The sequence below is a fragment of the Amycolatopsis sp. NPDC004169 genome (assembly GCF_040610315.1).
Taxonomy (GTDB): domain Bacteria; phylum Actinomycetota; class Actinomycetes; order Mycobacteriales; family Pseudonocardiaceae; genus Amycolatopsis.
This window is the reverse complement of record NZ_JBEXMD010000007.1, coordinates 52677-77182: the sequence shown is the minus strand read 5'-3', so window position 1 is coordinate 77182 and position 24506 is coordinate 52677. Positions and strand designations below refer to the sequence as shown.

Here is a 24506-nt window from a genome sequence, read left to right as displayed (position 1 = left end):
GCCCGTTCTGCCGACCGAGAGGGAACCGACCATGCTGTCGCTGCGCACCCGGCACCGTCTCCGAGGCGAGCTCTGGATCGTTCCGCTGCTCTGCGTGCTCGCTTCGATCGCGCTGTCCCTGATCACCGTGGCAATCGACCGGGCGTTCGGCGACCGCCTCGTCCCGACCGCCATCACCGGCAAACCGGACGCGGTGTCCACCATCCTCAGCACGATCGCGTCGGCCATGGTCACCCTGACCACGCTCGTGCTGACCATCACCACGGTGGCCGTGCAGCTGGCCATGGGGCAGTTCTCGCCGCGGATCGTGCGGGCCCTGCTCCAGGACCGGGCCAGCCAGCTCGCCTACGGCCTGTTCGCCTCGACCTTCACCTTCGCCATCCTGGCGCTGCGCGAGCTGGACGTCGCGGGCGGCGGTACCGTGCCCGGCCTGACGGTCCTGGTGGCCTACCTGCTGATGCTGGCCAGCATCGTCACCTTGTTCGTCTACATGCACCACTCGGGGAACTCGTTGCGGGCCGCCGGCCTGATCGACCTGGTCGGGGACCACCTCCACGAACAGATCGACCGGCTCTACGCCGACGACGACCCCGCGCCAGCCCCGCGCGACGTCGTCGTCTGCCCCGGCGCCGGGAGCGTGGTCGACCTCGACCGCCGAGCCTTGGTCGCCGCCGCTCGCGACGCCGGCTGCGTGCTCGAACTGGTTCCCATGATGGGTGACTTCGTGCCCGCCGGCGCGCCTCTGTTCCGGATTCACGGGACCGCTGCCGGGCCGGATCACGCGCAGCTCGCCGGGTACGTCGTCCTGGCCGCCGAACGCACGCACGGTGACGACCCCGCGTACGGCTTCCGCAAGCTCGTCGACATCGCCGAACGCAGCATCGCCCAGCCGTTCACCGATCCGACCACGGCGGTCATGGTCATCCACCGCCTGCACGACGGCCTCCGCCAGCTCGCCACCCGGACGTTCCCGACCGGACGGCACCACGACGACCACGGCGACGTCCGGCTCATCGAGCGCGTCCTCGGCTGGGACGGCTACGTCCGCCTCGCCTTCGACGAGCTCCGGCTCGCCGGCGCCGCGTCGCCGCAGATCCCACGCCGGATCTTCGCCGCGCTGCAGGACCTCAAGACTGTCGCACCACCGGAACGGCATCCGCCGCTCGACCGGCAGGTGGAGCTGCTCACCGCGGCGGTCGAGCACCGATTCGACGGGCCCGATCGGGATGCCGTGCTCGCGCCTGACGTTCAGGGTGTGGGTTCCGGAGCCGATCTGAGCACCCGGCCTCGGCCGATCGAGGAGCATTCGGCGAATTCCGCGGCGGACGGGAGGACGGGCAACGGCGCCCGCGTCACCAGACGATTCTGATGCACGAGGCCATTGCGCAGAAACAGAGAACCCACAGGACGATCGGTCCGGACGCCCCGCTGAACTCGATCAGGTTGCCGATCTTCATCTTGATCTTGTCGAACCTCGATTCGAACGCCGTGATGATCAGGAACGACGCCACCGCGGCGGCGGGAAGCCCGATGATGGCCGGGAAGTGGTGATCGACCAGGTCCATGACCCACGGCTCTCGACGCCACGACGCGACTGCCACCGGGAAGGTGAAGACGATCATCTGGGCGGCGCCGACAATACCGCCGATCCACGCCGCGGTGCGCCGGAAATGGCTGTTGTGCGTGGTGCCTTCGTCGTCGGATCTTCGCCTGCTGGGTTCGATGGCCACGGCTGTGAACCGCCGACCGTTCGGGATATGCAACTCGGCGGCCGAAGGTTCACCCGGACGTCGTACCGTATCGCCGCGGCCGGTCCGACAGCGCTGCTGATCGCAGCCGATTCCTTTCCGGGTTCCCCGGGGTCTTCCTGTGGACCCCGACGGCCCACCAAGGCGGCCGTCCCGGAATGAGAGCCGACAGCCGTGAACTTTCCCGCCACGATGCGCGCGTTGCAGCAGACCTCCCTCGATGGCCCGCAGGACATGCGCCTGATCACCGACGCGCCCGTGCCGGTGCCCGGCCGGGGCGAGGTGCTGGTCCGGGTCCTGGCCGCCGGGGTCAACTTCGCCGATCTCTCCCGAGCCTGCGGCACCTTCGGGAATGGCCCGCAGCCGCCGTACCGGGCGGGTTTCGAGGCGGCCGGGGAGGTCGTGGCGGTGGGCGAGGCGGTGACCGGCCTGCCACCGGGGACGCGCGTGGCCGGTGTCGGCGAGGGGGCCTTCGCCGAGTACTTCGTCCTTCCCGCCGCTGCCGCGATGCCGGTGCCGGCGGGCTGGAGTGCCGAGCAGGCACTGGGCCTGGTCGTGAACCGGCCGACCGCGCTCGCCGCCCTCAAGCCGCTCGGCCGGGTGGCAGCCGGGCAGACCGTGCTGGTCCATGCCGCGGCCGGCGCGACCGGCCAGGCCGCGGTGACCCTGGCCAAGCACTACGGCGCGACCGTCATCGGGACCGCGTCGACGGGCAAGCACGACACCGTGCGGGCGCTGGGGGCCGACCACGTCCTGGACTCGCGCGGAGGTCACCTCGCCGCCGACGTCTTGCCCCTGACCGGCGGTGCCGGCGTCGACCTGGTGCTGGAGTCGGTGGGTGGCCCGGGCTTCGCGGCGAGCCTGGCCGCGGCCAAGCCGGTGACCGGCCGGGTCGTTGTCTACGGCCTGGCCGGCGGGGAAGCCTCCCTGACCAACTGGGAGCTGGTGTACCGGTACCCGGTGCAGGTCATCGGGCTCAACATCGGCACGCTGATCCGGAGCGCGCCCGGGATGTTCGGTGAGCTCATGGGCGAGCTGTCCGCACTCGTCGCCGCCGGGGTGCTCGCCCCCGCGCGCCCGGTCACCTACGCGCTGGCCGACGGGCCCGCGGCCCTCGCGGAACTGGCCGCCCGGACGACCACGGGCAAGCTGGCGCTGCTGCCCTGACCCGCGCGTCGATTCCTTTTCCGTGGAGTGCCGGTCATACCGGAGGATGACGTCGACCCACGGGAACGAGGAGCAACGCATGGCAGGCAGACGATCCGCGACGGCGCGCGACCAAGACCGGTTCGAGGCCGAGACCGCGGGGTTCCGCCGGGAGCTGCTGGCGCACTGCTACCGCATGTCGGGTTCGGCGCACGACGCGGAGGATCTGGTGCAGGAGACCTACCTGCGCGCGTGGCGGTCCTACGCCGGCTTCGAGGGCCGGTCCTCGGTCCGGTCCTGGCTCTACGCCATCGCCACCAACGTCTGCCTGACCGCGTTGGAGCCGCGGCGGAACCGGGTGCTGCCCTCGGGCCTGGCCGGTCCCCACGACGGACCCGATCGCCCGCCGGTCCCGGCCGCGCCGGGGGAGGTGTCCTGGCTGGAACCGGTGCCGGACCACTGGGTCGCCGATCCGGCGGCGACCGTGGTCGCGCGCGAGTCACTCCGGCTCGCGCTCGTCGTCAGCCTGCAGCAGTTGCCGGCACGGCAGCGCGCGATGCTGATCCTGCGCGACGTGCTGGCGTTCACCGCGCCCGAAACGGCCCGGATCCTGGGGACGACCACGGCGGCGGTCAAGAGCGGTCTGCAGCGCGCTCGCGCGCGCCTGGCCGAGCTCGAACCGTCGCCCGAGGACCTGCTCGAACCGGCCGACCAGCGGGCACGGGCGCTGCTCGAGGGTTATGTCGCCGCGTTCGAACGCTCCGACGCCGTCCTGCTGGAGCGGGTGCTGCGCGCCGACGCCACGCTGGAGGCGACACCGTTCCGCCAGTGGTATTCCGGGCGGGTGCGGTGCCTGCACCTGCTCGACACGTATGTCCTGGGCAAGCCGGGCGACTGGCGCATGAGCGCCACGACCGCCAACGGCCAGCCGGCCGCCGCGGTGTACCACCGGGACACCGGCGGCGTGCTCCGGGCGCACGGCATCGTGGTGTTGACGCCGACCGCCACCGGCATCTCCCGCGTGGTCGAATTCCACGATCCGGCGCTGGTCGGCACGTTCGGGTTCCCGGGGCGGCTCGCGGCCTGATCCGAGGTTGTCCGTTCACGGCGGTGTCGGAGGATGGACACCTGGAGGTCGGACGGTGTTCCCTGGGGCAACGCAGGATCTCGCCGATGTCCGTCGCACGCCCTGGGGTGGAAATGCGCAGTCGCGCCAAGTTCGGCCGGTTCTTCACCGTCGTCGTCGCGGCGGCCGCCGGTGCCGCGTTGCTGAGCCCGGCGGCCACCGCCGCCCCGGGCGGCCGACCGTCGTTCTGCGGCCACGACCACCGGTCGACGCCGAACGCCGGGTACCTGTGCGCCCGGGCCGGCGACCTGCTCGACGTGCGGATCGGGGACGTGCATCCGACGCAGCCGTCACTGGGCTACGACGAGGTCTACTACAAGCTGGGCCGCTACACGCTCGGCAAGGACGCGGTCAACAAGAAGTTCGACGACTGGTGCGAGGCCGACGGCCGGATCGCCGCGGCGTCGGTGTCGCCCGGGGCTCGCCTGGACGACCCCTCGTCGTTCACCTGCCAGCTGGCGGTCGGCGCGGAGACGGCGGACAGCGTGGCGGCGATGAAGACGGTCGTGATCGGGCCCTGCGGGGAGCCGTTCCTGACCGACGGGCACCACACGCTGACTTCCTTCGCCGAAACCCCCGACGGCGGCCTGAACCTGCACGTCCGCCTGCGGGTGCTGGCGAACTACAGCACGCTGACCCGCCGGGACTTCTGGGCGCGGATGCAGGAGCACAAGTGGGTGTGGCTGCGTGACGCGGACGGCAACCCGATCACCGTGAACAAGCTCCCGAAATCCGTCGGGCTGCACAACTTCGGCGACGACCGGTTCCGCGGCCTGCTCTACTTCGGCCGCGACATCGGGTACACGCAGAACACCCTGCCGTTCCAGGAGTTCTACTGGGGCGCCTGGCTGCGCGACGCCGAACCGGTCGACCTGAGCACGTGGCACCCCGGCGACCTGGCCAGCTACCTGGCGACGGTCCAGTCGGTCACCAAGGCGATGGTCGCGTTGCCCAAGGACTCCGTGGTGGACAGCGGTTTCACGGCCGCGGACCTCGACGCCCTCGACGCCTGGAACGACGGCGCGGCCGAGGCCAAGGGCGAGTTCGGCAAGCTGAGCAAGCCCTACACCGACGCCAAGCCCGGCAAGCTCGCCTACGCCTTGGAGTACAAGAAGGTCCACGGCCTCGGGTGAGCTCAAGGGGCCGCCTCGTGCAGGCCGGTGAGCCGGGTCAGGGCGGCGAAGCCGTCGTCGGTGCCGGGCCAGTAGGCGCGGACGGCCTCGAGTCCGGCGCGGCGGACGACGCTGCGCAGGACGGCGGTGACGATGATGGCGTCGTCGGCGTAGCCGAGGACGGGGATGAAGTCCGGCACGAGGTCGACGGGCAGGGCGAGGTAGGCCAGCAGCAGCCCGAGCCGGACGCGGACGCCGCGGGGGAGGGTTCTGTCGGCGGCCAGGCGCCGGATGAGGCGCAGGACGTCGGGCAGCAGCCGCAGTGCTTCCCGCAGGAGCCCGCCGCGCGGCCGGACCACCAGCAGCGCCGCGACGAGCACCAGCCAGGCCAGCAGCAACGCGGCGGCCAGGCCGATGAGCAGGTCCCACCCGGTCATCGCTCGCCCACCGTCGGCAGCCGGGGTGCTTCGGCGTGCAGGGCGGCCTCCTCAGCCGGCGGCGCGGCTGAGGTCGATCTCGGCCCACACCGTCTTCCCGGTCGGACGTTGCCACTGACCCCACGACACGCTCATCGCGTTGACCAGCTTGAGCCCGTGCCCGCCGTCGACCGCGGCCGGGCGGGGGCAGGCGGGGTCGACGCACGTGTCGTCGACTTCGACGGACAGCCAGTCGCGTTTGCGCAGGAGCCGGACCTGACGGGGTGGCTTTCCGTGCCGGAGCGCGTTCGACGTCAGCTCGTCGACCACCAGCAGCGCGTCGGCTCGCTGGACTTCGGGCAGGTCCTGCAGCAGCCGGCCGGCCCAGGCGCGCACCCTGGCCAGCTCGGCGAGGTCGTCGGCGACCTCGAGGGCGATGACGCGCAACGAGTCGTCGACGTCGGTCGTCTGCTGTTCGGTCGGCATCGGGGCGGGACCTCTTCCTGATCGCGGCCGCACGCGTTCCGTGGAGCCGATGTCGCGGGGATTACCCGGTGGCCGGGCGGGCCATGCGCGTGATTTCGCTTCCGGGTCAGCGGAGCCGGGCCACCAGCGCCAGCCAGGTTTCCGCTTCGGCGCGGTCGCTGTGCAGGGGCAGGACGCGGTCCAGCTGCAGCAGCTTGACCGGCCGGATGATCGCGCGCTGCGTGGCGATGATCGCGCACGGGATGCCGCGGGCGTGGGCGTTGGTGACGGCTTCGAGCAGGACCGACAGGCCGCCGGAGGAGCAGAAGCCGACCGCGTCGAGGTCGATGATCAGCGCGCGGGGCCGGAGCTTCAGTTCGTCGTCCAGTCTGTCTCGCAGACGCGGTGAGGTGGCCAGGTCGAGGTCGCCGGTCACCGTCACCGCCGTCGCGTCCGCGGTGGTGGTCACGGTGATGCGGGTGCGCGCGTGCCGGCCCGTTTCGATGTCGCGGTGGTGGCTCGTGACGGTGCTGGGCATGGGGACCTCTCGTCGGTGCGAGAGGGTTGGTACGCCGCGCCTCCCGCGGTGGCGGCCCGCGGGGTGGGCAGGCCGGACCGGTTCGGGGGCGGCTGGTGGTTTCAACCGCGGCCTGGAACGCCCGAAGCGTGTTCCAGACCGAACGGGTACTGCCCAGGTTGCCGGGAACTCAATCACGTCTCGGCCTGGATTTCGGCGATGGCCGGGAGCAGCGCTTCCCCGAACTCGGCGGGCCGGGCGACCGGGAAGTCCTGCTCGACCGGCAGACCTGGGCTGAGCCTCGTCAGCCGGCTTCCCAGATGGTCTTGACGCGGCTCATGAACTCGGAACGGCTGCCCGCGGCGATCGCGCCCATCCGGGTGCGGTAGCAGTCCAGGACCGCGTCGAACCGGGTGGCGTGCAGGAACTCCCGGACGGCGGGCCGGTCCCCGGTGACCACCCGCACGCGCGACATGCCGGCGCTTTCGTGCACGGCGAGGATCGCGCGCGCCCCGCCGACGGACAGGAAGGACAGCCCGGACAGGTCCAGGAACAGCACTTCTGGCGGGTATGTGGTGTTGAACAGCTGGGCGGCGGCCTGTTCGAGCTTGAGGGCCGTGCCCGCGTCGAGGTCGCCGTAGAGCACGAGGACGACGCCGTGGGAGTCGCGGTGCGACTGCACCACATCGAGCCGTTCGTGCCGGCTGGGCCCGGTCATGGCCGCCACTCCTTCGGTCTGGCGCCGGCGCTCGTCGCGAAGTCGTGGGTCATGGTGCCACACCGTCCCTGAGTCAGGTATGGAGGTCGTCGGCTTGGACTACCCGATCGGGGGTGGCGCAAAACGCTGTCAGGGGAGCGGATCCGTTGATCAAAGCCAGGAAAAGCTTCGCGGCGGGCCTTTGCGGCACCCTGCCCCGGTCGGCCCTCGTAGGTACCGCCTTCGATGTCACGGGTGCGGGGCAATGGCACCTCCGACCTTGGCCGGAGGTGGTCCGGTGGGCTAGCGTCGGGTCATCGGGGGCGTCGGTGCCGGCCAGCGCGGACTTCCGGCCCCCTGCGTCCCGCCGGCGGCCCGCGGCGAGACGGAGGCGCAGTGGAGATCGGGGTCGCGCTCGAGGTGAGCAAGCGACCGGCGAGCGCCTTGGTGACGGTGTCCGGTGCCCTCGACCTGGCCGGCTACGGCTTTCTCCGCGACGGGTTGCTCAAGGTCGCGGCGGACGGCCCGCCGCGCCTGGTCGCCGATCTCGACGCCTTGGCGATCGGTGAACTGTCGCCGTCGACGGTGTTCCCGTTCGTCGCGAAGCGGATCGCGGAGTGGCCGGGCATCCCGTTCGCCGTGGTCACCCGGCAGCCGCAGCAGCTCGACGCCTTCCACCGCCACGGAATCGAGCGGTTCGTCCCGGTTCACCCGGATGTCGCCGCGGCGGAAACCGCGCAGAAGACACCGATCCGGTGCACGGCGCGCCGGGTCCTGCCGCGCGTCGACGACGCGACGACGCTGGCCCGGACGTTCGTGCGGGACCACGCCCTGCAGTGGCAGGTGCCGGAATTCATCGACGCCGGCACGCTGGTGGCCGGCGAGCTGGTCCGCAACGTCCTCGAGCACACCACGTCCGACCCCGACATCCGGCTCGACCTGCGCCGCCGGCTGCTGTCGGTGTCCGTGGCCGACGACAGCGACCGGCCCGCGGTGCTCATCGAGCGGGCCGACATCCGCGAGCCGGGCCTGGGGCTGCGCATCGTGGCCGACGCCGCGCGCGCGTGGGGGAGCAGCCACCGCTGGTCCGGCGGGAAGATCGTGTGGGCGGTCTTGAAGTCCGAACGCACGGAGTCCTGACCGCGCTAGTTCCGCGTGTTCTTCGCAGCGGGCTCGGTGAGCGGCAAAACGCTGTCCAAGCAAGTGATCGCGAGCAAGCGGGCGATCGCCGCGGTCGGCCGGAGCTTCAGGCGGGTACCCGCCTCACCGGCCGCCGTGGTCAGGGCGAGCAGGGTGCGCAGTCCGGACGAGCCGCAGAACGTGACCGCGGTCAGGTCGATCGTCAGGCGCCACGGCCGGGCCGTCAGCACTTCACGAACCTTGGCCCGCAATTCGGGACTGGTCGCCAGATCCAGTTCCCCGGACACCGCCACGGTCACCACACCGGGCTCGTCTTCGGTGATCCGAGCGTCGAACGGCACCGCGACCGCGGCGGCAAGCGGGGCGCCGGAAGGACTCTTCTGCGGCATGGAACGCTCCAATTCCGTCGAACGGCCTCGAGGAATGTGAGACAGCTCGTGCTTGAACCGAATGGCTCACCATAGGCGATTCTCGTCCGGCGAAGAAGTGAATCGGAGCCGACGAATGCCCGCCTCACCGTTTCAGGGGAACCGGGGCTCTTCTCCGGGACGGGTGCCGGTCATTCCGGCGACGGTCCGAGGCGCGAGCAGGGTGGCCCAGACGACCTTGCCGCCCGCCCACGTCCGGCCGCAGCCCCAGGCCCGGGCGAACTGGGCCACGAGTTTGAGGCCCAGCCCGGGTTCTGTCGGCGTGTACCGCTCGTGCAGCTCGGCCGGCCGCGGATCGTCGTCGGCGACGGCGATCGTGCAGATGCCCCGGCGGAGGTCGACGCGGACCTCGGGGCAGGAGCCGGTGTGCTGAAGAGCGTTTTCCACCAGTTCGGTGACGAGCACGAGAGCGTTGTCGATCAGTTCGGGAATGCTCCACGCTTCGCACATTTCGGTGACGAAGTCGCGGGCGAGACCGGGGGTCTTCTCGGAGCGGGGGAAGCTCCGGACCACCCGCCGGCGCTCCGGATCGCTGAATCCGCGCTCGGCTTCGGCCGCGTTCCGGTGCACCGGTGCGTAGCGGGCCATCGGCAACCGGGCGAGCAGCGCGTGCTGTTCCGGCCGCTCGGTGACGAGCGCGAGCGGGATGCCCGGCCAGTCGCCCAGCCGCATGGCCACGAGGGCGAAGACGCTCAGCTGCGCGTCGTGGGCGAAGCCGAGCCCGGAGACGTCGGCGATCAGGCCGTCCGGTGCCTCGGTGGCGGCCTTGAGCAGGCCGTCGCGCACGGCGGAGTGGGAGCCCAGGTCGAGGGTGCCGGTCAGGGTGAGCACCGTCGAACACTCCCGCCGGATCAGTTCCAGCTGCACTTCAGCCATGACCCTCGCCTTTCCGCAGCCGTCCGATCCGGCCGCAGCGGGACGCCAGGGGAGTGGCACGTCGTCGTCTTCGTCCGATCCAGAATAGCCGGTTCCAGCCCGACTATGCGTGCGTTCTGATCCGCGGCGTCACTCACTTTCGACGGGCGCGAGCGTGGTGTGCTTGCGGACGAGGGTGGCGGCGATGTCGGCCAGTTTGACGTTGAGGTCCTGGGAGGCGCGGCGCAGCAGGTGGAAGGCGGCGTCGGCGTCGATGCCCTGGCGTGCCATCAGGATGCCCTTGGCCTGCCCGATCACGTCGCGGGAGGCGATCGCGCGGCGGAGGTGGGTGCGTTCGAGGTCGGCGATCTCGGCGCCGCGGGCTTCTTGGAGGGCCAGCGATGCGTGGGTGGCCATGAGCAGGGCGCGGTGGCGGTCGGTTTCGGTGATGCCGCCCCGGTGGGCGTAGATGTTGAGGGCGCCGCCGAGTCCCGCGCGCCGGGTGGGCAGCAGGGCGGTGGAGAGCACGGCGCCGAGGCCGTGGGCGGTGGCGACCGCGGCGAACTGGGGCCAGGCCGAGGTCCGGGCGAGGTCCTGCTCGAGGGCGTAGGCGGGGCCGCCGGGGTGGGCGGCGTCGAGGCAGGGCCCGGATCCGGTGCGGTACTGGACGCCGTCGAGGTCCGCCGCGATGTCGGGGATTTCGACCGGGGTGAAGTAGCGCCCGCCGGGGTCGCGCAGGGTGATGCTGACCAGACGGGCGTGCGGCACGACGATCGTCGTCGCCGCGACCACGTGCTGCATGGCCTGGCCGACGCTGGTGGCGTCCAGCAGGATCCGGGTGAGCTCCGCCAGCTGTTCGCCGAGGTGCCGTTCGCCGGTCGGGGCCGGGGCGGCGGCGAGGGCCGCTTCGACGCTGGCGTGCACCGGGAGTGCGCCTGCGGGCAGGCTGCGGTGCAGGATCGTGGCGTTGAGCGCGCCGGGGTCGAGCAGGACCGCCGCGTGGACGCCGTCCTGCGCGCGGCGGGCCGCGAACTCGCCGAGGGCCCGGACCCCGGCGGCGGACAGGAAGTCCACGTTCCGCAGGTCGAGCACCACGAGGTGCGGCGATGGGAGGGTGACGGTCGCGTCGAGCAGCTTGCCCATTGTCGCCTGCGCCGTTTCGGCGCCGAGCGTCCCGCTCACCCGCAGGAGGAGGGCCTGCTCGGCGTCCATTGCCACGACCTCGGCTCCGGTACTCATGGTTCACCTGCCCATCCTGGTAAAGGGGCCGGATACCCGGCATGGCGCGTTCGTAATCCGGCGATGAGGCGGCCGGCCCCCGAAGTCCGGTCAGCACTACCGGAACTCGTTGCGAGAGCCGGAAATCGGCGTGCCGGCCGCAGTGGACATCGTGCGCTGGGCCGCGACGCACGGGATCGACCGGTTCACCGGGCCCGCCGGAAGGGCGCTGTGGTTCAGCCGAGCTGCCCCGTCGTCACCCGGGCGTGGAGGTGCTGCAGGGCCGTGAGCACTTCGTGCCGGCGGTACCAGTGCAACCAGGCGCCGGCCTCCCGGCAGAGCTCGTGCACCCGGTCCCACTCCGGACCGCGGAGGGCCGGACCCGGGGCCTCGTGCAGCGTGGTCAGCACGCCGGCGCAGCCCGCGGTGCGGTGCTGGAGCGGGATGCTGCGGGCCGTGGCGAACCCGGCGCCGAGCAGGACGCGGCGGGTGGCCGGCCGGTCGTACAGCGGGTCACGGGCGATGGGAGCGCTGGTCACGGTCGCGCCCCTGACCAAGGCGGCCGTGCACGTCGACTGCTCGCCTTCGAGGTGGGCGAACGCTTCGGCGAACTCCGCGCCGAGCCCGTGGCAGGCGGCCAGGCGCAACCCGGTGTCGGTATCCCCCGGTAGCTGCGCGTACCCCGCCGCCGCGCCGGTGCAGTCCAGCGTGGCGTGCAGCAGCAGTTCCAGGACGGTGGCCGGAGTCTTCCCGGGCCGGTCGCCGTCGAAGCGCAACGGCGGCGCCGGGCGCTGCAACGGGCCGATGAGCCAGGTCCGGTCGCGCGGGCGAGGCAGTTCCACGAGCGCTTTCGCCAGGACGAGCAGCTTGATGTTGTGGTGGCGCGAGGCGTACCGCAGCAGCCGGAACGCCTCGTCCATGTCGGCCAGCCGGTAACGCTCCTGCACCATGCCCAGTGCCCGCGCGATGACCGGCCGCGTGGCGAGCTTCGTGCGCAGGTCGGCGAGTTCCTGCCGCAGCCGGTCGAGCTCCGCCGGTCCGTCCGGGGCGAGGCTGCGCAAGGCCTTCTCCGCCGCTTCCAGCGTCACGTAGGTGTCGAGCACGTCGGTGGCCTGTGCGGCGCGCAGGACCCGCAGCACGGTGCCGGCGCCGGTCACCACCCGCAGGCACCGGCCGTCGGCCGCCAGGGCGTCGGCCACGGCGTGCAGCTGCCGGACGCCGGGCGCGGTCAGCACGGTGACCCGGCTGAGGTCGAGCACGGGGTCCGGGACGCCGGCGGCCAGGTCCCGCACCCGGTCGCCGAACCCGGGTCCGGCGTTCAGGTCCAGCTCACCGGTCACGACGATGACCGGCCGCTCGCCGGCGGGAACGGCTTCGGCCGACCACAGCGGAGTCCGCACCCCGCGCTCAGCTCGGTCCACGCGTATCTCCTGACGCCGGAACTACACGCCTACCCGGATTCGCGAACGGCGAAACCTCGGCCCGCCGGACAGGCCTCCGCAACCGGTCCCAGGTGTCCGGAGGTCGCGGCGGTGCCGGGCGAAGCGGCCGGTCCCTCTCCGGCGGGGTGGTGCTGTTCGCCGTGAGATGACCGGCCATCCCGGCGGGGCCGGGGTAGGTGGCGCCGGCGGCGTTGCGGCGGGCGGTGAACTTCATCGACGCGCGTGCCGGGCGGCCGGTGCGGCCGGCGGGGACGGGCGCCCGGGCGTGCGGTACGCGTTCCGGCGTCGGTCTGCCGCCGTTCACCCCGTCGGGTCCGGTGGGCGGTCTGCGGTGGCTCTGGTCTGAACCGCCACGGACCTGGCCTCCGGAACTCGGGCCTGAGGGCCACTGCCTGGCGACTTGCCGCCATTCTGCTCCCCGGATCACCGGCGTGGCCAGTGGCGGAAGCCGCAGAGGGCTGTCGCCACACGTTCGGGTGAACGGAGGGCGCGGAGGGTTGTCGTCTTGGCCGCACCCGTCCGTGGCAGAAAATCTCCTCTGGCCGGAGTAGACATTCGATGACAGGCGGGTGTAATCTTCTGCTCGTAGTGAGAGAGAAAAGGTCATACAGGCGCGGGAGAGGACGAAACTGCCCGCGAAGTTGAGCAGCAGTACCGAGTAAGTGGGAAGTACCGGAGAGAAGGGAACGGGAACATCATTGGATCGCCCGCGGCGGCGGAGTAGTGCCGCGCGGGTGCCGCAGTCCCATCGAGTTCGGAGGTGGTGCTCGGTCACGAATGAGCGATCCCCGCGAGGGCCGGTTCCCGGCCGGAAGCGGGTGCAGAACGCCGGCGGTCGCGTCGGCTGACAATGGTGAAAATCCCTACCTTCGAGGACCCCGGGTGCCGCAGTGGCGCCCGGGGTCCTCTGTGATGCGGAGGTGGAATGATTCCTGACCGACCAAGACCGGCTGCGCCCGGTGCGGCCGACAAGTTCGACGACGAGCACTACCCCGCCTACACGATGGGCCGGGCCGCCGACCTGCTCGGCGCCACGCAAGGATTCCTGCGCAGCCTCGACGAAGCCGGGCTGATCACCCCGCAGCGGTCCGCCGGCGGGCACCGCCGGTACTCCCGCCACCAGCTGCGGATCGCCGCCCGCGTGCGGGCGCTGGTCGACGAGGGCACCGCCATCGACGCCGCGTGCCGCATCGTGTCGCTCGAAGACCAGCTGCACGAAGCCAGGCAGCAGAACTCCCGTTCCCAGCCCGCCGACTGACGCCGTGGGTGTGCCGCCCTCACGGCGGTACACCGGGGAACGCCCGGAGACGCACTTTCGCCCGGGCAAGGTGGTATCGGCAAGTCCTGGTTGGCCCCGAGCCCGAAGATCATGCTGGATCGGTGGAACGGAACGAACTCGCGGACTTCCTCCGGCGCCGGCGCGCGCTGCTGCGGCCGGAGAACGTCGGGCTGCCGGCCGGTGCCCGGCGCCGGACACCCGGGCTGCGGCGCTGCGAGGTCGCCCAGCTCGCCGGCATGTCAGCGGACTACTACGCCCGGCTCGAGCAGGGACGCGGCCCGCAGCCGTCCGTCGCGCTGCTCACCGCGCTGGTCCGGGCACTGCGGCTGGCGATCGACGAACGCGACCACCTCTTCCGCCTCGCCGGTCACCACGCGCCGCCCCGCGCCGGCGGTGACGAGCACGTCAGCCGCGGCCTCCTGCGGCTGCTGGACGGGCTGGAGGGCTTGCCCGCCCTGGTCGCCTCCGATCTGAACGTCGTGCTCGCGCAGAACCCGATGGCCGATGCGCTGCTGGGGGAGCACACGCGGTTCCGTGGTCTCGCCCGCAGCTGCACCTACCGGTGGTTCACCGGTCCGGACCTGCGCGGGCGGTACCCCGCCGAGGACCACGAGCACGAAAGCCGGGCGCAGGTGGACGACCTGCGGGCGACCCTCGCGGCCCGTCCCGCCGATCCCGCGGCGGCACTGCTGGTCGAGGCCTTGCGCGGGGAGAGCGCGGAGTTCGCCGTCCTCTGGGACCGGCACGACGTCGCGGTCCGGCGCAGCGACCGCAAGCGCATCCTGCACCCCGCGGTCGGCCTCGTCGAGCTCGACTTCGACGTCCTGGCCACCGACCGGCAGGACCAGCGCCTGATCGTGTTCTCACCGGCGCCGGGCACCGCGGCCGCCTCCCGGCTGGAACTGCTGGCCGTGCTCGGCCGAAAGCAGTTCACCTCGTGACCGGGCACGCCCGGCCGGAGGAAGCCGTGTCTCCTCTGCGGCGGCTCACCGCCGCGCTCGGCCTCGCCCTGCTCGCCGCGGGCGCCACCGCTCCGAATGCCCTGGCGGCGCACCGCACCCACCTGGGTGAGGTGCGGGTCGTCGCCCGCTTCGACCGGTCAGCGGGCCAGGCGGCCGAGAGCATCGCCGTGGAACCCGGGGGAGGTGTGGTCATCGGCATGATCCCCGCCCGCCAAGTGGTCCGGGTGGCGCCGGACGGGGCAGTGCGGGTGCTCGTGACGATGCCGTTGCCGCCCGGCGGTGGCGGAACCACCCCGGTCGTCGGGATACCCGTGGTCACCGGGGTCGCCCGGTCGGACCGCGGCGACGTGTACTTCCTCTACTCCGCGGGGGAGGGCGGGCTGACCGGGATCTGGCAGGTGCGCGCCGGTGCGCCCCGGCTCGTCGTGCCGCTGCCCGCCGACACGATGCCGAACGCCCTGGTCATCGACGGCGAGCGGGACCGGTTCCTGGTCACGGATTCCACCGGCGGCCGCATCTGGCAGGCCCCGCTGCGCGGCGGCGCGGCGTCGGTGTGGTCGGCGGACCCGGCCCTGGCGCCCGATGGCTTCTTCGGTGCCAACGGCCTGAAAGTCCACGACGGCGCCGTGTGGGCGAGCAACTCCGACCGCGGCACCCTCGTCCGCGTCCCGGTGGTGGCGGGCGGCGGCGCCGGCCCGGCCCGGGTCCGGGCCACGGGACTGGCCGGCATCGACGACTTCGACTTCACCGGCCGGGGCACCGAGATCCTCGCCGCGATCAACCAGAGCAGCAAGCTCGTGCGCGTCGGGCCGGACGGCGCCCAGGAGACCCTGCTCGACGCGGACGACGGCATGGAAGGGACCACCGCCGTCGTCGTGCGGGGGAACCGGGTCCACGTCACCAACGGCGCCAACCTGGCCGGTGACAACCCGGACCTCCTGCTCGCGCGGCTGCGGCGCTGACGGTCAGTCCGGCGACTCCGGCAGATCGGACAGGTCGAGCACGAAGCGGTAGCGGACATCGTTGCGCCGCAACCGATCGAGGGCTTCGTTCACCTGCGCCGACGGGAGCACTTCGACGTCGGCGGTGATGCCGTGCTCGGCGCAGAAGTCCAGCATGGCGGCGGTCGCGGGGCGGCCGCCGCTGCCGGCCGAGGTCAGCTTCTTGCGGCCCACCAGCAGGTCCATCGTGTCGACCGTGACGGGTCCGAGGTGACCCAGCCGGCTGAGGATGCCGTCCACGGCGACCAGGCCGAGGTAGGGACCGAGGTCGTGCGGTGCGGAGATCGTGTCGATCACCACGTCGAACCGGTCCCGGGCGGCGGCCAGCTGCTCCGCGTCCGTGGACACGACGACGTCCTCGGCGCCCAGCCGGCGGGCGTCGGCGGCCTTGCCCGCCGTCCGGCTGATGACGGTCGTTTCCGCGCCGAGCGCGACGGCGAACTTGACCGCGAGGTGCCCGAGACCGCCGAGGCCGGCCACCGCGACCCGCGTGCCCTTGCCTGCTTCCAGGCTGCGCAACGGTTCCCACACGGTGATCCCGGCGCAGAGGAGGGGCGCGGCGGCCGCCGGGTCGAGCCCGGCGGGCAAGCGGTAGGCGAACCGGTCGCGGACGACGTACTCGCGGGCGTACCCGCCCGCGGTCGTCGAGCCGTCGCGGCGGTCGGTGCCGCCGTAGGTCAGGGTGGGGAACTCCCGGCAGAAGTTCTCCTGGCCGGCTTCGCACATGACGCAGGCCCCGCACGAGTCGACGATGTTGCCGACGGCGACCGGGTCTCCGACGGTGAACCGCGTGACCTCCGAGCCCACGTCCGTCACGACGCCCGTGAACTCGTGCCCCGGGACGAGCAGGCCACCGGTGTGCGCGTCGAGGGAGTGGACGTCGGTGTGGCAGACGCCGCAGTAGTCCACCCGGACCGCGATGTCGTCCGGGCGCAGGTCCCGGCGGTGCAGGCGCACCTGCCGCAGCACCGCGGCACCGCCGTCGGTTCCCCAGGCCGTGGTCATCCGCATGACTTCTCCTCCAGCAAACAGACTGTTCGGTCTATTTCACCGTAGCGACGGCTTCGGGAGAAAGCAAACCAACCGTTCTGTTTGGTAGGGTCGCCCGATGGCCGACCACCCCACGACCGCTCGCGGCACGGCGACTCGCGACCGCATCCTCGAGGCGGCGACCCGGGAGTTCGCCGAGTACGGGATCGCGGGCGCCCGCATCGAACGCATCGTGAGCGCGGCCCGGACCAACAAGGCGCAGCTCTACGCGTACTTCGGCAACAAGGACGGGCTGTTCGACGCGATCTTCTTCGCTTCGCTGGAGCGGATCGTGAACGTCGTCCCGATCGACGCCACCGACCTCGCGGACTGGGCCGTGCGCCTCTACGACGAGTACCTGCGCCGCCCCGACCTGATCCGCTTGGCCACGTGGGCCCGCCTGGAACGGCGCCCGGCCGGTCACCTGGTCGCGGACGCCGACCGGCTCGACGACGAAAAGCTGCGCGCGATCGCCGCGGCGCAGGCCGAGGGGCTCGTGCGGCCCGGCGACCCGTTCGACGTGCTGGCGGTGGTCATCGCCATGTCGATGGCGTGGTCGCCGGTCAGCAACGTCTACGCGGCGACCGCGGACGAGCCCCGGGAGCGGCACGACGAACGCCGCGCCCTGCTGCGGGAGACCGTGCGGCGAGCGGTGATGACGGCCCCGTGATCGACCTGCGCCGCCTCGATCCGGCGCTCGTCCGGTTAACTGGATCGTGACAGGAGGGCGAGACCGGAGGTAAAGCGAGCGGCCGATGCTGGCTGCATGAGCGAAGCCGAGGTACCGCCGAAGACCGCCCAGCGGGCGAGGGGCTCGATGAGCCGCGAGCTGATCGAGCTGGCGGCGCTGTTCGTGGCCACCGGCGTGGCCGATCTGTTCGTCAGCACGTTGTCCCACAACCGCGTCGGACCGGTCCTGCTGTTCGCGCTGGGCGGGCTCATGGTCGTCACCGCGGCGTGGCGGCGGTGGTGGACCCACCGCCCACGGGCGCAACGGGAGCCGGGCGGCGGCGCTGATCCGCTGCGGGCCGGGGTGGCGTGGCGGGTGCGCGCCACGATGCGTGACGTGCCGGGCAGCTTGGCGGGCGTGACGGCCGCACTGGCGGCCCACCGCTACGACATCATTTCGCTGCAGGTACTGGCGGTCCCGGGCGGCGTGGTGGACGAGTTCTTCGTCCGCGCACCGAAAGCGGCCACGGCCGCGGACATCGCCACGGTCATCGAACTGGGAGGTGGCCGAGACGTCCGCGTCGTCCCGGCGGACGTGCACGAGTTCGTCGACCTGCCGACCCGCGTGCTGACGATCGCGGCCGCGCGGGAACCGGATCCGGTGCAGCTTCTCCTGGCGGTGTTGGGCGAGTGCGACGTCGAGAGGAAACCGTGGGGGCGCCGTGGGAAGGGTGCTGGTGAAGGCATCGACGGAACGGTGATGCGGCTGGCGGATCTCGACGGTGATCTCGTGGTGCGCAGGCCGCAGCTGCCGTTCACACCGGCGGAATTCGCGCGGGCGAAGGCAGTGCGGGCGCTCCTGCGGCGTCTCACCTCGCCACCCACCGCCACGGTGTCGTGAACGTTTCGCTTGCCGGAGTATTCCGCCGTGCCACGCGAACCGGCCGCGGTCCGCGCTGCGGTCAGGCTGCGGTCAGGCTCTGGTCAGGTCCGCCGACACCGTCCAGAGGCGTTCTGCGGTAGCCGGGTCGAGGGCCCATTCCTTCACCCCGTGCGGGTGGTCGGCGAGTTCGGCGTCATCCGGCACCCGGTACGCTTCCCGGCCGTCGTCGAGGTAGTGGCCACCCGTGTGGGCGAACTGCGGTGCGACCGCCGCGACGATGCTCGTGGCCGCTCCCTGTTCGACCGTCTTGTAGGTGAAGATTCCCGCTGCTTCGGCCGCGGCCAGGGATTCCTTCTGGGCCGGCGTGAAGTTTCGCTGCAGTCCGGTGGCGACTCCGCCAGGGTTGACCGCGTTGGCGTAGATTCCGTCGGCCGCCCAGCGGCGGGTTGCTTCCACCGCGAACAACGAGTTCGCCGTTTTCGATTGTGCGTAAGCGAGTTGAGGGTCGTATGCGCGGTTTCTGAAGTGCAGGTCGGCGAAGTCCACGCCGGCACGCATGTGGGCGGTGGAGCTGACCGAGACGATCCGGGCCTCGCCGCGGTCGGCGGCGCCGCGGGCGAGGGCCGCGTGCAGACCCGTGGCCAGTGCGAAGTGGCCGAGGTGGTTCGTGGCGAACTGCAGTTCCCAACCCCCTGCGGTGTAGGCCGGCCCGCCGGTGACGATGCCCGCGTTGTTCACCAGCAGGTGCAAGGGCCCCTCCCACTCGCGCGTGAACCGGCGGACGGACTCCGGGTCGGCGAGGTCGAGCCGGACGGCACGGGGTCCCGCGGCGGCGGGGTTCCGGACGGCCGGGGTCACCTCGGCTCCCGCGGCGGCCAGCGCCCGCGCCGTTTCCGCGCCGATCCCGGACGACGCCCCGGTGACGATCGCGCGGACGCCGGTGAGGTCGACACCGGCCAGGACGTCGTCCGCGGTGCTGGCCGCATTGAACGGGGTGGTCATGAGCGGGGGAGTGGTCACGTGGCCGACTATACAGACTGAACAAAACTTGTATAGTGAGGGTAGAGGCCGTAGAGTGGCCGGATGAGCGTTTCCGAAGCTCCGGCCGAGGCCGGCCGCCGGGAGGCGGTGCTCGAGTCGGCACTGCTGACGTTCGCCCGGCACGGCTACCGGAAGACCTCCATGGAGGAGGTCGCGCGCGCGGCCCGGATTTCCCGGCCGGGGCTGTACTTCCTGTTCGCGTCCAAAGAGGACCTGTTCCGGACGGCGGCCACCCGGGCGATCGAGCAGGACCTCGCCGCGGCCGAGGAGATCCTCGCCGACCCCGGAAAGCCGTTGCGGGAGCGGCTGCTCGGCGCGTTCGACCGGTGGGCCGGCCGTTACGTCGGGCCGATGAGCCGGGACGTCCCGGAGGTGATCGAACAGAACCCGGACCTGCTGGGGCCGATCACCCGCACGGCGCCGGAGCGTTTCGAAGAACTCGTCGTCGCCGCGGTGGGCGGCGAGGCGGCAACCGGTGTCGCGCAGACGTTGATCAGCGCGTCGGTCGGGTTGAAGCACCAGGTGGAGACCCGGGAGGAGTACCTCGGCCGGCTGGCCACCGCCATCGGCCTCCTCGTGCGCTGAGCTTCCGCGCAAACAGTGCGTTCGGTGCGACAATGGCAACCGTGCTGGCAACCTTCGGGGAGTCGTCGGACGTGACCCGGGTGGTCTTCTTCATCAGCGTCGGCGCCTTCGCGACGGGCGAGCTGGTGCAGGCGTTCCGCACGCGTCGCGGTGCGAAACTCGTCGATGTCCGCGCGGAGATCGTCTTCAGGGTGATGTTCTTCGGCGCGATCCTGTGGTGGCCGGTCGGCCGCGCGGTCTTCCCGGACGCCGGCATCGGCGGAGCATGGCGGTTCCCGCTCGGGACGGTGATCGGGTGGCTCGGCCTGGTCCTGCGCTGGTGGTGCTTCGTCAGTCTGGGCAAGCACTTCACCGTGACGCTGCAGACAAGCGAAGACCAGCCCGTCGTGCAACGCGGTCCCTACCGGGTCCTGCGCCATCCGAGCTACACCGGCCTGCTGCTCGTCTTCGCCGGCGGCGGCCTGATCGCGGACAACTGGGTCAGCGCCGCGGGTGCCGGCGCTGTGTTGCTGGTCGCCCTGCTCTACCGCGTCCGCATCGAGGAACGCGCCCTCGAAGCGGTTCTGGGCGACCGCTACCGGCAGTTCGCCGCGAGCCGGGCGCGGCTCGTTCCCTTCGTCTGGTGATCGGCGGCGCGGCGGTGATCACAGCCCCGCGGCAGTGGTGTTTGATGTCCGCGTGGAGCAGAAGAAGTCGTCCGAGCGGCTGGTGTTCTTCACCGATGCCGTGGTCGCCATCGCCCTGACCTTGCTCGTCCTGCCGCTCACCGACCTCGTGCCCGAGCTGGTCGCCGAGCACAAGCCGGCGGTCGAAGCCGTCACGCACAACTGGTCGAAGATCGTCAGCTTCCTGCTCAGCTTCGTCGTCATCGGGCGCTTCTGGGGCGTGCATCACCGGATCTTCGAGCACGTGCGGTCGTACAGCCCCGCGCTGATCCGCGTCAACTTCTGCTGGCTGCTGACGATCGCGCTGCTGCCCTTCCCGACCGAGCTGATCGGCGCCTACCAGTCCGAGCGCTTCACCGTGCTGTTCTACCTCGGGACGCTGCTGGCCAGCAGCCTGTGCCACACGACGATGGTGTTCCTCATCCGCCGGGACCCGGACATCCGCGGGGACGCCGAACCGGTGTCGGACGAGGTGTTCTGGAACCACGCGCTGAGCTCGGTCGTCTTCGCGCTCGCGGTCGTGGTCGGGTTCATCAAGCCGCCCTTCGGCTATTACGTCCTGTTGCTTCTGCTGTTCCCGGCCCGGATCGCCTTCTGGCTGCGGGCGCGCCGGTAGGTCGTGCGCGAGAAAGTTCCGGGCTGAGGTACACGGGACGCCCGCGGCCGTCGTCTTGGTAGTGATGGCTGACTACGAGGACTTCGTCCGCGCGCACCTGCCACGGCTGCTGCGCTACGCGACGATGCTGGCCGGGGAGCGGGAACAGGCCGCTGATCTGGTGCAGGACGTGCTGGTCAAGGTGTACCGACGGTGGTCGCGGGTCAGCGACGCCGACCACCCCGAGCGGTACGTCCTGCGGATGGTGACCAACGACTACCTGTCCTGGCGGCGCAGCCGGTCGGCCCGGCTGATCGCCGTGGGGGAGCCGCCGGACGCGGCCGGGCCGGACGACTTCGCGTCGGACCACGCCGCGCGGGAGGACATGTGGCAGCGGCTGGCGCGGTTGCCCCGGCGGCAGCGCGCGGTCGTCGTGCTCCGGTACTACGAGCAGCTCGCCGACGCCGACATCGCCGACCTGCTCGGCTGCGCCCAGGCCACCGTGCGGGCCCACGCCCGCAAAGCCCTGACGACCCTGCGACACGGCCTGAGCATCGACCGGATGGCCCAGGCGAGGGAGAACTGATGGACATCGAGAACCTGATCAAGGACACCTTCACCGCCCACGAGCCCGATGCCCCCGACAGCGACCGGGTGCTGGCCGCCACGCGTCAGCGCCTCGACCGCAAGCGCGCCGCGGTGAGCCCGCCCCTCGTGGCCGGCGCCGGGGTGGCGCTGCTCGTCCTGGCCGCCGGCGCCGTCGTCGCGCTGAACCGGCCCACACCCGACGACCAGGTCGCCACCGGAGCCGGTGCACCGGCCGAACCCGCCGTCGAGGCACCGGCCAAGCCCGCCGTCGCGGAGCTGCCCATGCCCTTCTCGCTCGGCTGGCTGCCGCCGGGCGAGGTCGACTACCTCGCGCGCCGGATCAACACCGGTGGCACTGCCGGCCACCCCGACAAGCCGGTGTACGGCGGCGAATACCTGCTGACCGTCACGTCCGGGTCCCGGACGCTGCTCGTGGACGTGGCCGAAATGCGGATGATGCCGCCCGAGGAGGCCTCCTTCAAGTCCGGCCCGGGCCGGCCCGTCACCCTCGCCGGGCGGGCCGGTGTGGAGAGCTCGCACTCCGGCGGCCCGGGCGGCTACGAGGTGTACCTGACCCACCCCGGAGGTGGCTCGTTGTACGTCAACGTGGCCGCGCAGCCGGGGAGCACGGCCACGGCGCAGCAGCTGACCGACGCGGGCCGCCGCGTCGCGGAGAACGTCGCCTTCCCGGGCAAGACCACGGTCACCCCGACGTTCGGCCTCGGCCAGCTGCCCGGCGGCCTGCGGATGTGCACGTTCGACGTCGAAAGGGGCATCTCGGGCGGGACGCAGACGGGTTACTCGGTGGGCACGTGCAGCACCATGCCGCCGATCCAGGTGCACACCGGCGAGGCAAGCCAGGTGCGCGGCACTGCGGGGCGGCCGGTCCAGGGACACGCGACCCGCTACGAGGACGAGAAGGGTTACGGCACGCTCTGGGTCCTCAAGGCCGTCCGGGACACGCCGATCGCCGTCGCGGGGGCCGGCACGCAGGCGGAGCTGTACGCCATCGCCGACCACCTCGTCCTGCCCCGCTGAGGTCCCGTGGGTCCTCTTCGGACGCCACCGAGGAGGACCCACGGCCGGCTCGCCGCTACCCGGCCGTGCGAAGCGCGCCCGCGGTCGTGCTGCCGAGGAAGTCTTCCAGGACCTCGGTGAACCGCGCCGGCTGTTCCTCGGCCACGTAGTGACCGCAATCGTCGAGGACCACCTCGGTGACGTCCCCGGCCGCCGGCCGCATCGTCTCGGCGACCTGCGGGCCGCAGTACCGCGCGCCGCCGACGGCGAGCACCGGCAGCGTCAGCGGGGTTTCCTTGCGCTTTTCGTTCTGCGCGATCGTTTCGTCCAACGCCCGGTAGTACCCGAAGCTCGCCCGCAGCCCGCGGGGGTCCGCGACGATCGCGTCCACGTAGACGTCGACGGCGTCGGAGGGAATCGCGGCCGGGGTGGCGGCCTTGGTGGCGAACTGGGAGCCGAAGAACAACCGCTCGCGCCCCCGCACCAGTTCCTCGTTGAGGCCGTCGAGCCGGTTGAAGCCGAAGTGCCAGAGCCGCTGGTTGACCGCGGCGGTGCCGAACACCGACGGGGCCGGGGTGAGGCCGGGGATGATGGCGTCGACGACGGTCAGCCTGCCCACCCGCTCGGGGTGGTCGGCCGCGAGGGCGTACCCGGTCCACATGCCGACGTCGTGGCCGACCACGTCGAACCGGTGGTGCCCGAGCGCGGTCATCAGCGCGGCCAGATCGGCGGCCATCGTGCCGGCGTCGTAGCCGTCGTCGGGCTTGCCGGAGAGCCCGGCCCCGCGCGGGTCGACGGCGACGACGGTGTGCCGGCGGGCGAGGGCGGGCATCACCCTCCGCCAGGCGTACCACGTCTGCGGCCAGCCGCCGACCAGCAGCAGCGGCGGGCCGTCGCCGCCGGTGACCGCGTGCAGCCGCAGCCCGTCGAGCTCCACGAGCCTGCTGGTGAAGACGTCGGTGAATCCCTCGGGCAGCGGCAGCGAGCTGAGGTCCGCCGTCATCTTGGAACGTTCGGTACGACTTGTCATGGGGGTGACCATAGCCATGATGGAACGATCGGTGCAAGATGTGTAGGCTGAGGAACCATGGCAGGCCGCAAGCAATTCGACGTGGACGAGGCGTTGCGCCGCGCGATGCACGTCTTCTGGCGCTGGGGCTATTCGGAGGCCTCGATCGACCGCCTGACCGAGGGCACCGGCCTCGGCCGGAGCTCGCTCTACGGCACCTTCGGCGACAAGAGCGCCCTGTTCCGGGAGAGCCTGCAGCGGTACGCACAGACCTACCACCCGCGGTACGAGCGGGCGCTGGCCGGCCCGCACCCGGACCCGAGTGCCGTGATGGCCGCCTACCTGCAGGTCACCCTCGACCGCATCGCGGATCCGACGGTCCCGGACGGCTGCCTGGTCACGGTGTCGGCCACCCAGTTCCCGGCCCTCGACCCGGAGAGCCAGGCGATGGTCCGCGGCCTGATCGACGCGTTGCGGGCCATGCTGGAGCAGGCCTTGCTGGCGGCGGGGGCCGACGGGCGGGAGGCGGCCGAGCTCGCGTTGTGCACGTTGGCCACGAACAAATCCCTGGCCGTGCTGAGCCGTGCCGGCTTCTCCGGCGAAGACCTGGCGACCGTCGCCGCAGCCGTCGCCCGCATCCCGCACGGTCTCACCGGCGAAGGGCCGCCGCGGGGCGCGCGTGCCGGAGCAGACTGCCCGCCGGCGCGATGACAGGGGCCGATGCCCAGGACCACTGACGGGCCGGTGCCGCCCGTGCGCCCGTCCCGGGCCCGGTCCACCACCGGGGTGGCCAAGGCCGCACCGACGATCCCGGTCAGCGGCCACAGCGCCAGCAGCGACGCGGGGGTCGAAGAACGTCTCGCCCCGCAAGAC

28 protein-coding genes are annotated in these 24506 nt (G+C 71.9%); 16 read left to right on the top strand and 12 right to left on the bottom strand.

The features are described from left to right. Positions 1-31: 31 nt before the first annotated feature. Complete coding sequence (locus ABZX11_RS11535) at positions 32-1369, top strand: DUF2254 domain-containing protein (protein ID WP_354912240.1); 1338 nt, start codon at positions 32-34, stop codon at positions 1367-1369. Here ABZX11_RS11535 and ABZX11_RS11530 read toward each other — a convergent pair. Then, complete coding sequence (locus tag ABZX11_RS11530; protein ID WP_176170481.1) at positions 1353-1730, bottom strand: hypothetical protein; 378 nt, start codon at positions 1728-1730, stop codon at positions 1353-1355. The two genes, ABZX11_RS11535 and ABZX11_RS11530, sit on opposite strands and share 17 nt — an antisense overlap. Before the next feature lie 192 nt (positions 1731-1922). Here ABZX11_RS11530 and ABZX11_RS11525 point away from each other — a divergent pair, with 192 nt between their 5' ends. The 3 genes from ABZX11_RS11525 (at position 1923) to ABZX11_RS11515 (ending at position 5153) form a co-directional block, all read left to right on the top strand. Further along, positions 1923-2915: a zinc-binding dehydrogenase gene (locus ABZX11_RS11525; protein WP_354912237.1), complete on the top strand. Its 993-nt coding sequence runs from the start codon at positions 1923-1925 to the stop codon at positions 2913-2915. Positions 2916-2994: 79 nt separating this feature from the next. Continuing rightward, a complete protein-coding gene (locus tag ABZX11_RS11520; protein ID WP_354912234.1) occupies positions 2995-3981 on the top strand; it encodes an RNA polymerase subunit sigma-70 in 987 nt (328 codons plus the stop codon). A 113-nt stretch (positions 3982-4094) separates the two neighbouring features. Further along, positions 4095-5153: a ParB/Srx family N-terminal domain-containing protein gene (locus tag ABZX11_RS11515; RefSeq protein WP_354912231.1), complete on the top strand. Its 1059-nt coding sequence runs from the start codon at positions 4095-4097 to the stop codon at positions 5151-5153. A 2-nt stretch (positions 5154-5155) separates the two neighbouring features. Here the strand turns inward: ABZX11_RS11515 and ABZX11_RS11510 are convergent, their stop codons facing one another. From ABZX11_RS11510 to ABZX11_RS11495, 4 genes are all read right to left on the bottom strand, one after another. Next, a complete protein-coding gene (locus ABZX11_RS11510) occupies positions 5156-5569 on the bottom strand; it encodes a YkvA family protein (RefSeq protein ID WP_354912228.1) in 414 nt (137 codons plus the stop codon). A 51-nt stretch (positions 5570-5620) separates the two neighbouring features. Next, on the bottom strand, positions 5621-6034 hold the full coding sequence (locus ABZX11_RS11505) for an ATP-binding protein (RefSeq protein WP_354912226.1): 414 nt from the start codon (positions 6032-6034) through the stop codon (positions 5621-5623). A 106-nt stretch (positions 6035-6140) separates the two neighbouring features. Beyond that, complete coding sequence (locus tag ABZX11_RS11500; RefSeq protein ID WP_354912223.1) at positions 6141-6551, bottom strand: STAS domain-containing protein; 411 nt, start codon at positions 6549-6551, stop codon at positions 6141-6143. Between the two features lie 283 nt (positions 6552-6834). Beyond that, the gene (locus ABZX11_RS11495) at positions 6835-7248 is read right to left on the bottom strand and encodes an STAS domain-containing protein (protein ID WP_354912220.1); all 414 of its coding nucleotides are present in this window, start codon (positions 7246-7248) and stop codon (positions 6835-6837) included. Positions 7249-7623: 375 nt separating this feature from the next. Here ABZX11_RS11495 and ABZX11_RS11490 point away from each other — a divergent pair, with 375 nt between their 5' ends. After that, positions 7624-8367: an ATP-binding protein gene (locus ABZX11_RS11490; RefSeq protein WP_354912217.1), complete on the top strand. Its 744-nt coding sequence runs from the start codon at positions 7624-7626 to the stop codon at positions 8365-8367. 5 nt (positions 8368-8372) lie between these two features. Here the strand turns inward: ABZX11_RS11490 and ABZX11_RS11485 are convergent, their stop codons facing one another. The 4 genes from ABZX11_RS11485 to ABZX11_RS11470 form a co-directional block, all read right to left on the bottom strand. Next, positions 8373-8756, bottom strand: a complete 384-nt coding sequence (locus ABZX11_RS11485) for an STAS domain-containing protein (RefSeq protein WP_354912214.1) — start codon at positions 8754-8756, stop codon at positions 8373-8375. A 132-nt stretch (positions 8757-8888) separates the two neighbouring features. After that, positions 8889-9671: an ATP-binding protein gene (locus tag ABZX11_RS11480; protein WP_354912211.1), complete on the bottom strand. Its 783-nt coding sequence runs from the start codon at positions 9669-9671 to the stop codon at positions 8889-8891. A gap of 129 nt (positions 9672-9800) precedes the next feature. After that, positions 9801-10889 carry an ANTAR domain-containing protein gene (locus tag ABZX11_RS11475; protein WP_354912208.1) on the bottom strand — a complete coding sequence of 363 codons (1089 nt, stop codon included), beginning with the start codon at positions 10887-10889 and terminating at the stop codon, positions 9801-9803. Between the two features lie 215 nt (positions 10890-11104). After that, the gene (locus tag ABZX11_RS11470; RefSeq protein WP_354912205.1) at positions 11105-12289 is read right to left on the bottom strand and encodes an ANTAR domain-containing protein; all 1185 of its coding nucleotides are present in this window, start codon (positions 12287-12289) and stop codon (positions 11105-11107) included. Between the two features lie 946 nt (positions 12290-13235). Between ABZX11_RS11470 and ABZX11_RS11465 the strand changes: the two genes are divergently transcribed. From ABZX11_RS11465 to ABZX11_RS11455, 3 genes are all read left to right on the top strand, one after another. Then, on the top strand, positions 13236-13568 hold the full coding sequence (locus ABZX11_RS11465; protein ID WP_354912202.1) for a helix-turn-helix domain-containing protein: 333 nt from the start codon (positions 13236-13238) through the stop codon (positions 13566-13568). Positions 13569-13690: 122 nt separating this feature from the next. Beyond that, a complete protein-coding gene (locus ABZX11_RS11460) occupies positions 13691-14530 on the top strand; it encodes a helix-turn-helix transcriptional regulator (protein WP_354912199.1) in 840 nt (279 codons plus the stop codon). Further along, positions 14527-15513, top strand: a complete 987-nt coding sequence (locus ABZX11_RS11455; protein ID WP_354912196.1) for a hypothetical protein — start codon at positions 14527-14529, stop codon at positions 15511-15513. Before ABZX11_RS11460 ends, ABZX11_RS11455 begins: the two co-directional genes overlap by 4 nt. Positions 15514-15516: 3 nt before the next feature. Here the strand turns inward: ABZX11_RS11455 and ABZX11_RS11450 are convergent, their stop codons facing one another. Then, entirely contained in the window at positions 15517-16563 is a 1047-nt protein-coding gene (locus tag ABZX11_RS11450) for an NAD(P)-dependent alcohol dehydrogenase (RefSeq protein WP_354912194.1), read from the bottom strand. A gap of 97 nt (positions 16564-16660) precedes the next feature. Between ABZX11_RS11450 and ABZX11_RS11445 the strand changes: the two genes are divergently transcribed. Then, complete coding sequence (locus ABZX11_RS11445) at positions 16661-17251, top strand: TetR family transcriptional regulator (protein ID WP_354912191.1); 591 nt, start codon at positions 16661-16663, stop codon at positions 17249-17251. Between the two features lie 96 nt (positions 17252-17347). Then, positions 17348-18151 carry a hypothetical protein gene (locus ABZX11_RS11440; RefSeq protein WP_354912188.1) on the top strand — a complete coding sequence of 268 codons (804 nt, stop codon included), beginning with the start codon at positions 17348-17350 and terminating at the stop codon, positions 18149-18151. 72 nt (positions 18152-18223) lie between these two features. Here the strand turns inward: ABZX11_RS11440 and ABZX11_RS11435 are convergent, their stop codons facing one another. After that, positions 18224-19153 carry an SDR family NAD(P)-dependent oxidoreductase gene (locus ABZX11_RS11435; RefSeq protein WP_354912185.1) on the bottom strand — a complete coding sequence of 310 codons (930 nt, stop codon included), beginning with the start codon at positions 19151-19153 and terminating at the stop codon, positions 18224-18226. A gap of 63 nt (positions 19154-19216) precedes the next feature. Here ABZX11_RS11435 and ABZX11_RS11430 point away from each other — a divergent pair, with 63 nt between their 5' ends. The 5 genes from ABZX11_RS11430 (at position 19217) to ABZX11_RS11410 (ending at position 22645) form a co-directional block, all read left to right on the top strand. Next, entirely contained in the window at positions 19217-19759 is a 543-nt protein-coding gene (locus tag ABZX11_RS11430; protein ID WP_354912183.1) for a TetR/AcrR family transcriptional regulator, read from the top strand. A 41-nt stretch (positions 19760-19800) separates the two neighbouring features. After that, on the top strand, positions 19801-20385 hold the full coding sequence (locus ABZX11_RS11425; RefSeq protein WP_354912180.1) for an isoprenylcysteine carboxylmethyltransferase family protein: 585 nt from the start codon (positions 19801-19803) through the stop codon (positions 20383-20385). Between the two features lie 52 nt (positions 20386-20437). Continuing rightward, positions 20438-21040 carry a TMEM175 family protein gene (locus ABZX11_RS11420; protein ID WP_354912178.1) on the top strand — a complete coding sequence of 201 codons (603 nt, stop codon included), beginning with the start codon at positions 20438-20440 and terminating at the stop codon, positions 21038-21040. Positions 21041-21104: 64 nt separating this feature from the next. Next, a complete protein-coding gene (locus ABZX11_RS11415; protein ID WP_354912175.1) occupies positions 21105-21605 on the top strand; it encodes a SigE family RNA polymerase sigma factor in 501 nt (166 codons plus the stop codon). Then, the gene (locus tag ABZX11_RS11410) at positions 21605-22645 is read left to right on the top strand and encodes a hypothetical protein (RefSeq protein ID WP_354912172.1); all 1041 of its coding nucleotides are present in this window, start codon (positions 21605-21607) and stop codon (positions 22643-22645) included. The genes ABZX11_RS11415 and ABZX11_RS11410 overlap by 1 nt, the downstream gene beginning before the upstream one ends. A 55-nt stretch (positions 22646-22700) precedes the next feature. Here the strand turns inward: ABZX11_RS11410 and ABZX11_RS11405 are convergent, their stop codons facing one another. Continuing rightward, positions 22701-23627, bottom strand: coding sequence for an alpha/beta hydrolase (locus ABZX11_RS11405; RefSeq protein WP_354912169.1), 927 nt, complete (start codon positions 23625-23627; stop codon positions 22701-22703). A gap of 84 nt (positions 23628-23711) precedes the next feature. On the opposite strand from ABZX11_RS11405, the gene ABZX11_RS11400 reads away from it, so the two are divergent. Beyond that, positions 23712-24344 (top strand): TetR/AcrR family transcriptional regulator, encoded by a 633-nt coding sequence (locus ABZX11_RS11400; RefSeq protein WP_354912166.1) that lies wholly within the window; start codon positions 23712-23714, stop codon positions 24342-24344. Positions 24345-24506: the final 162 nt, after the last annotated feature.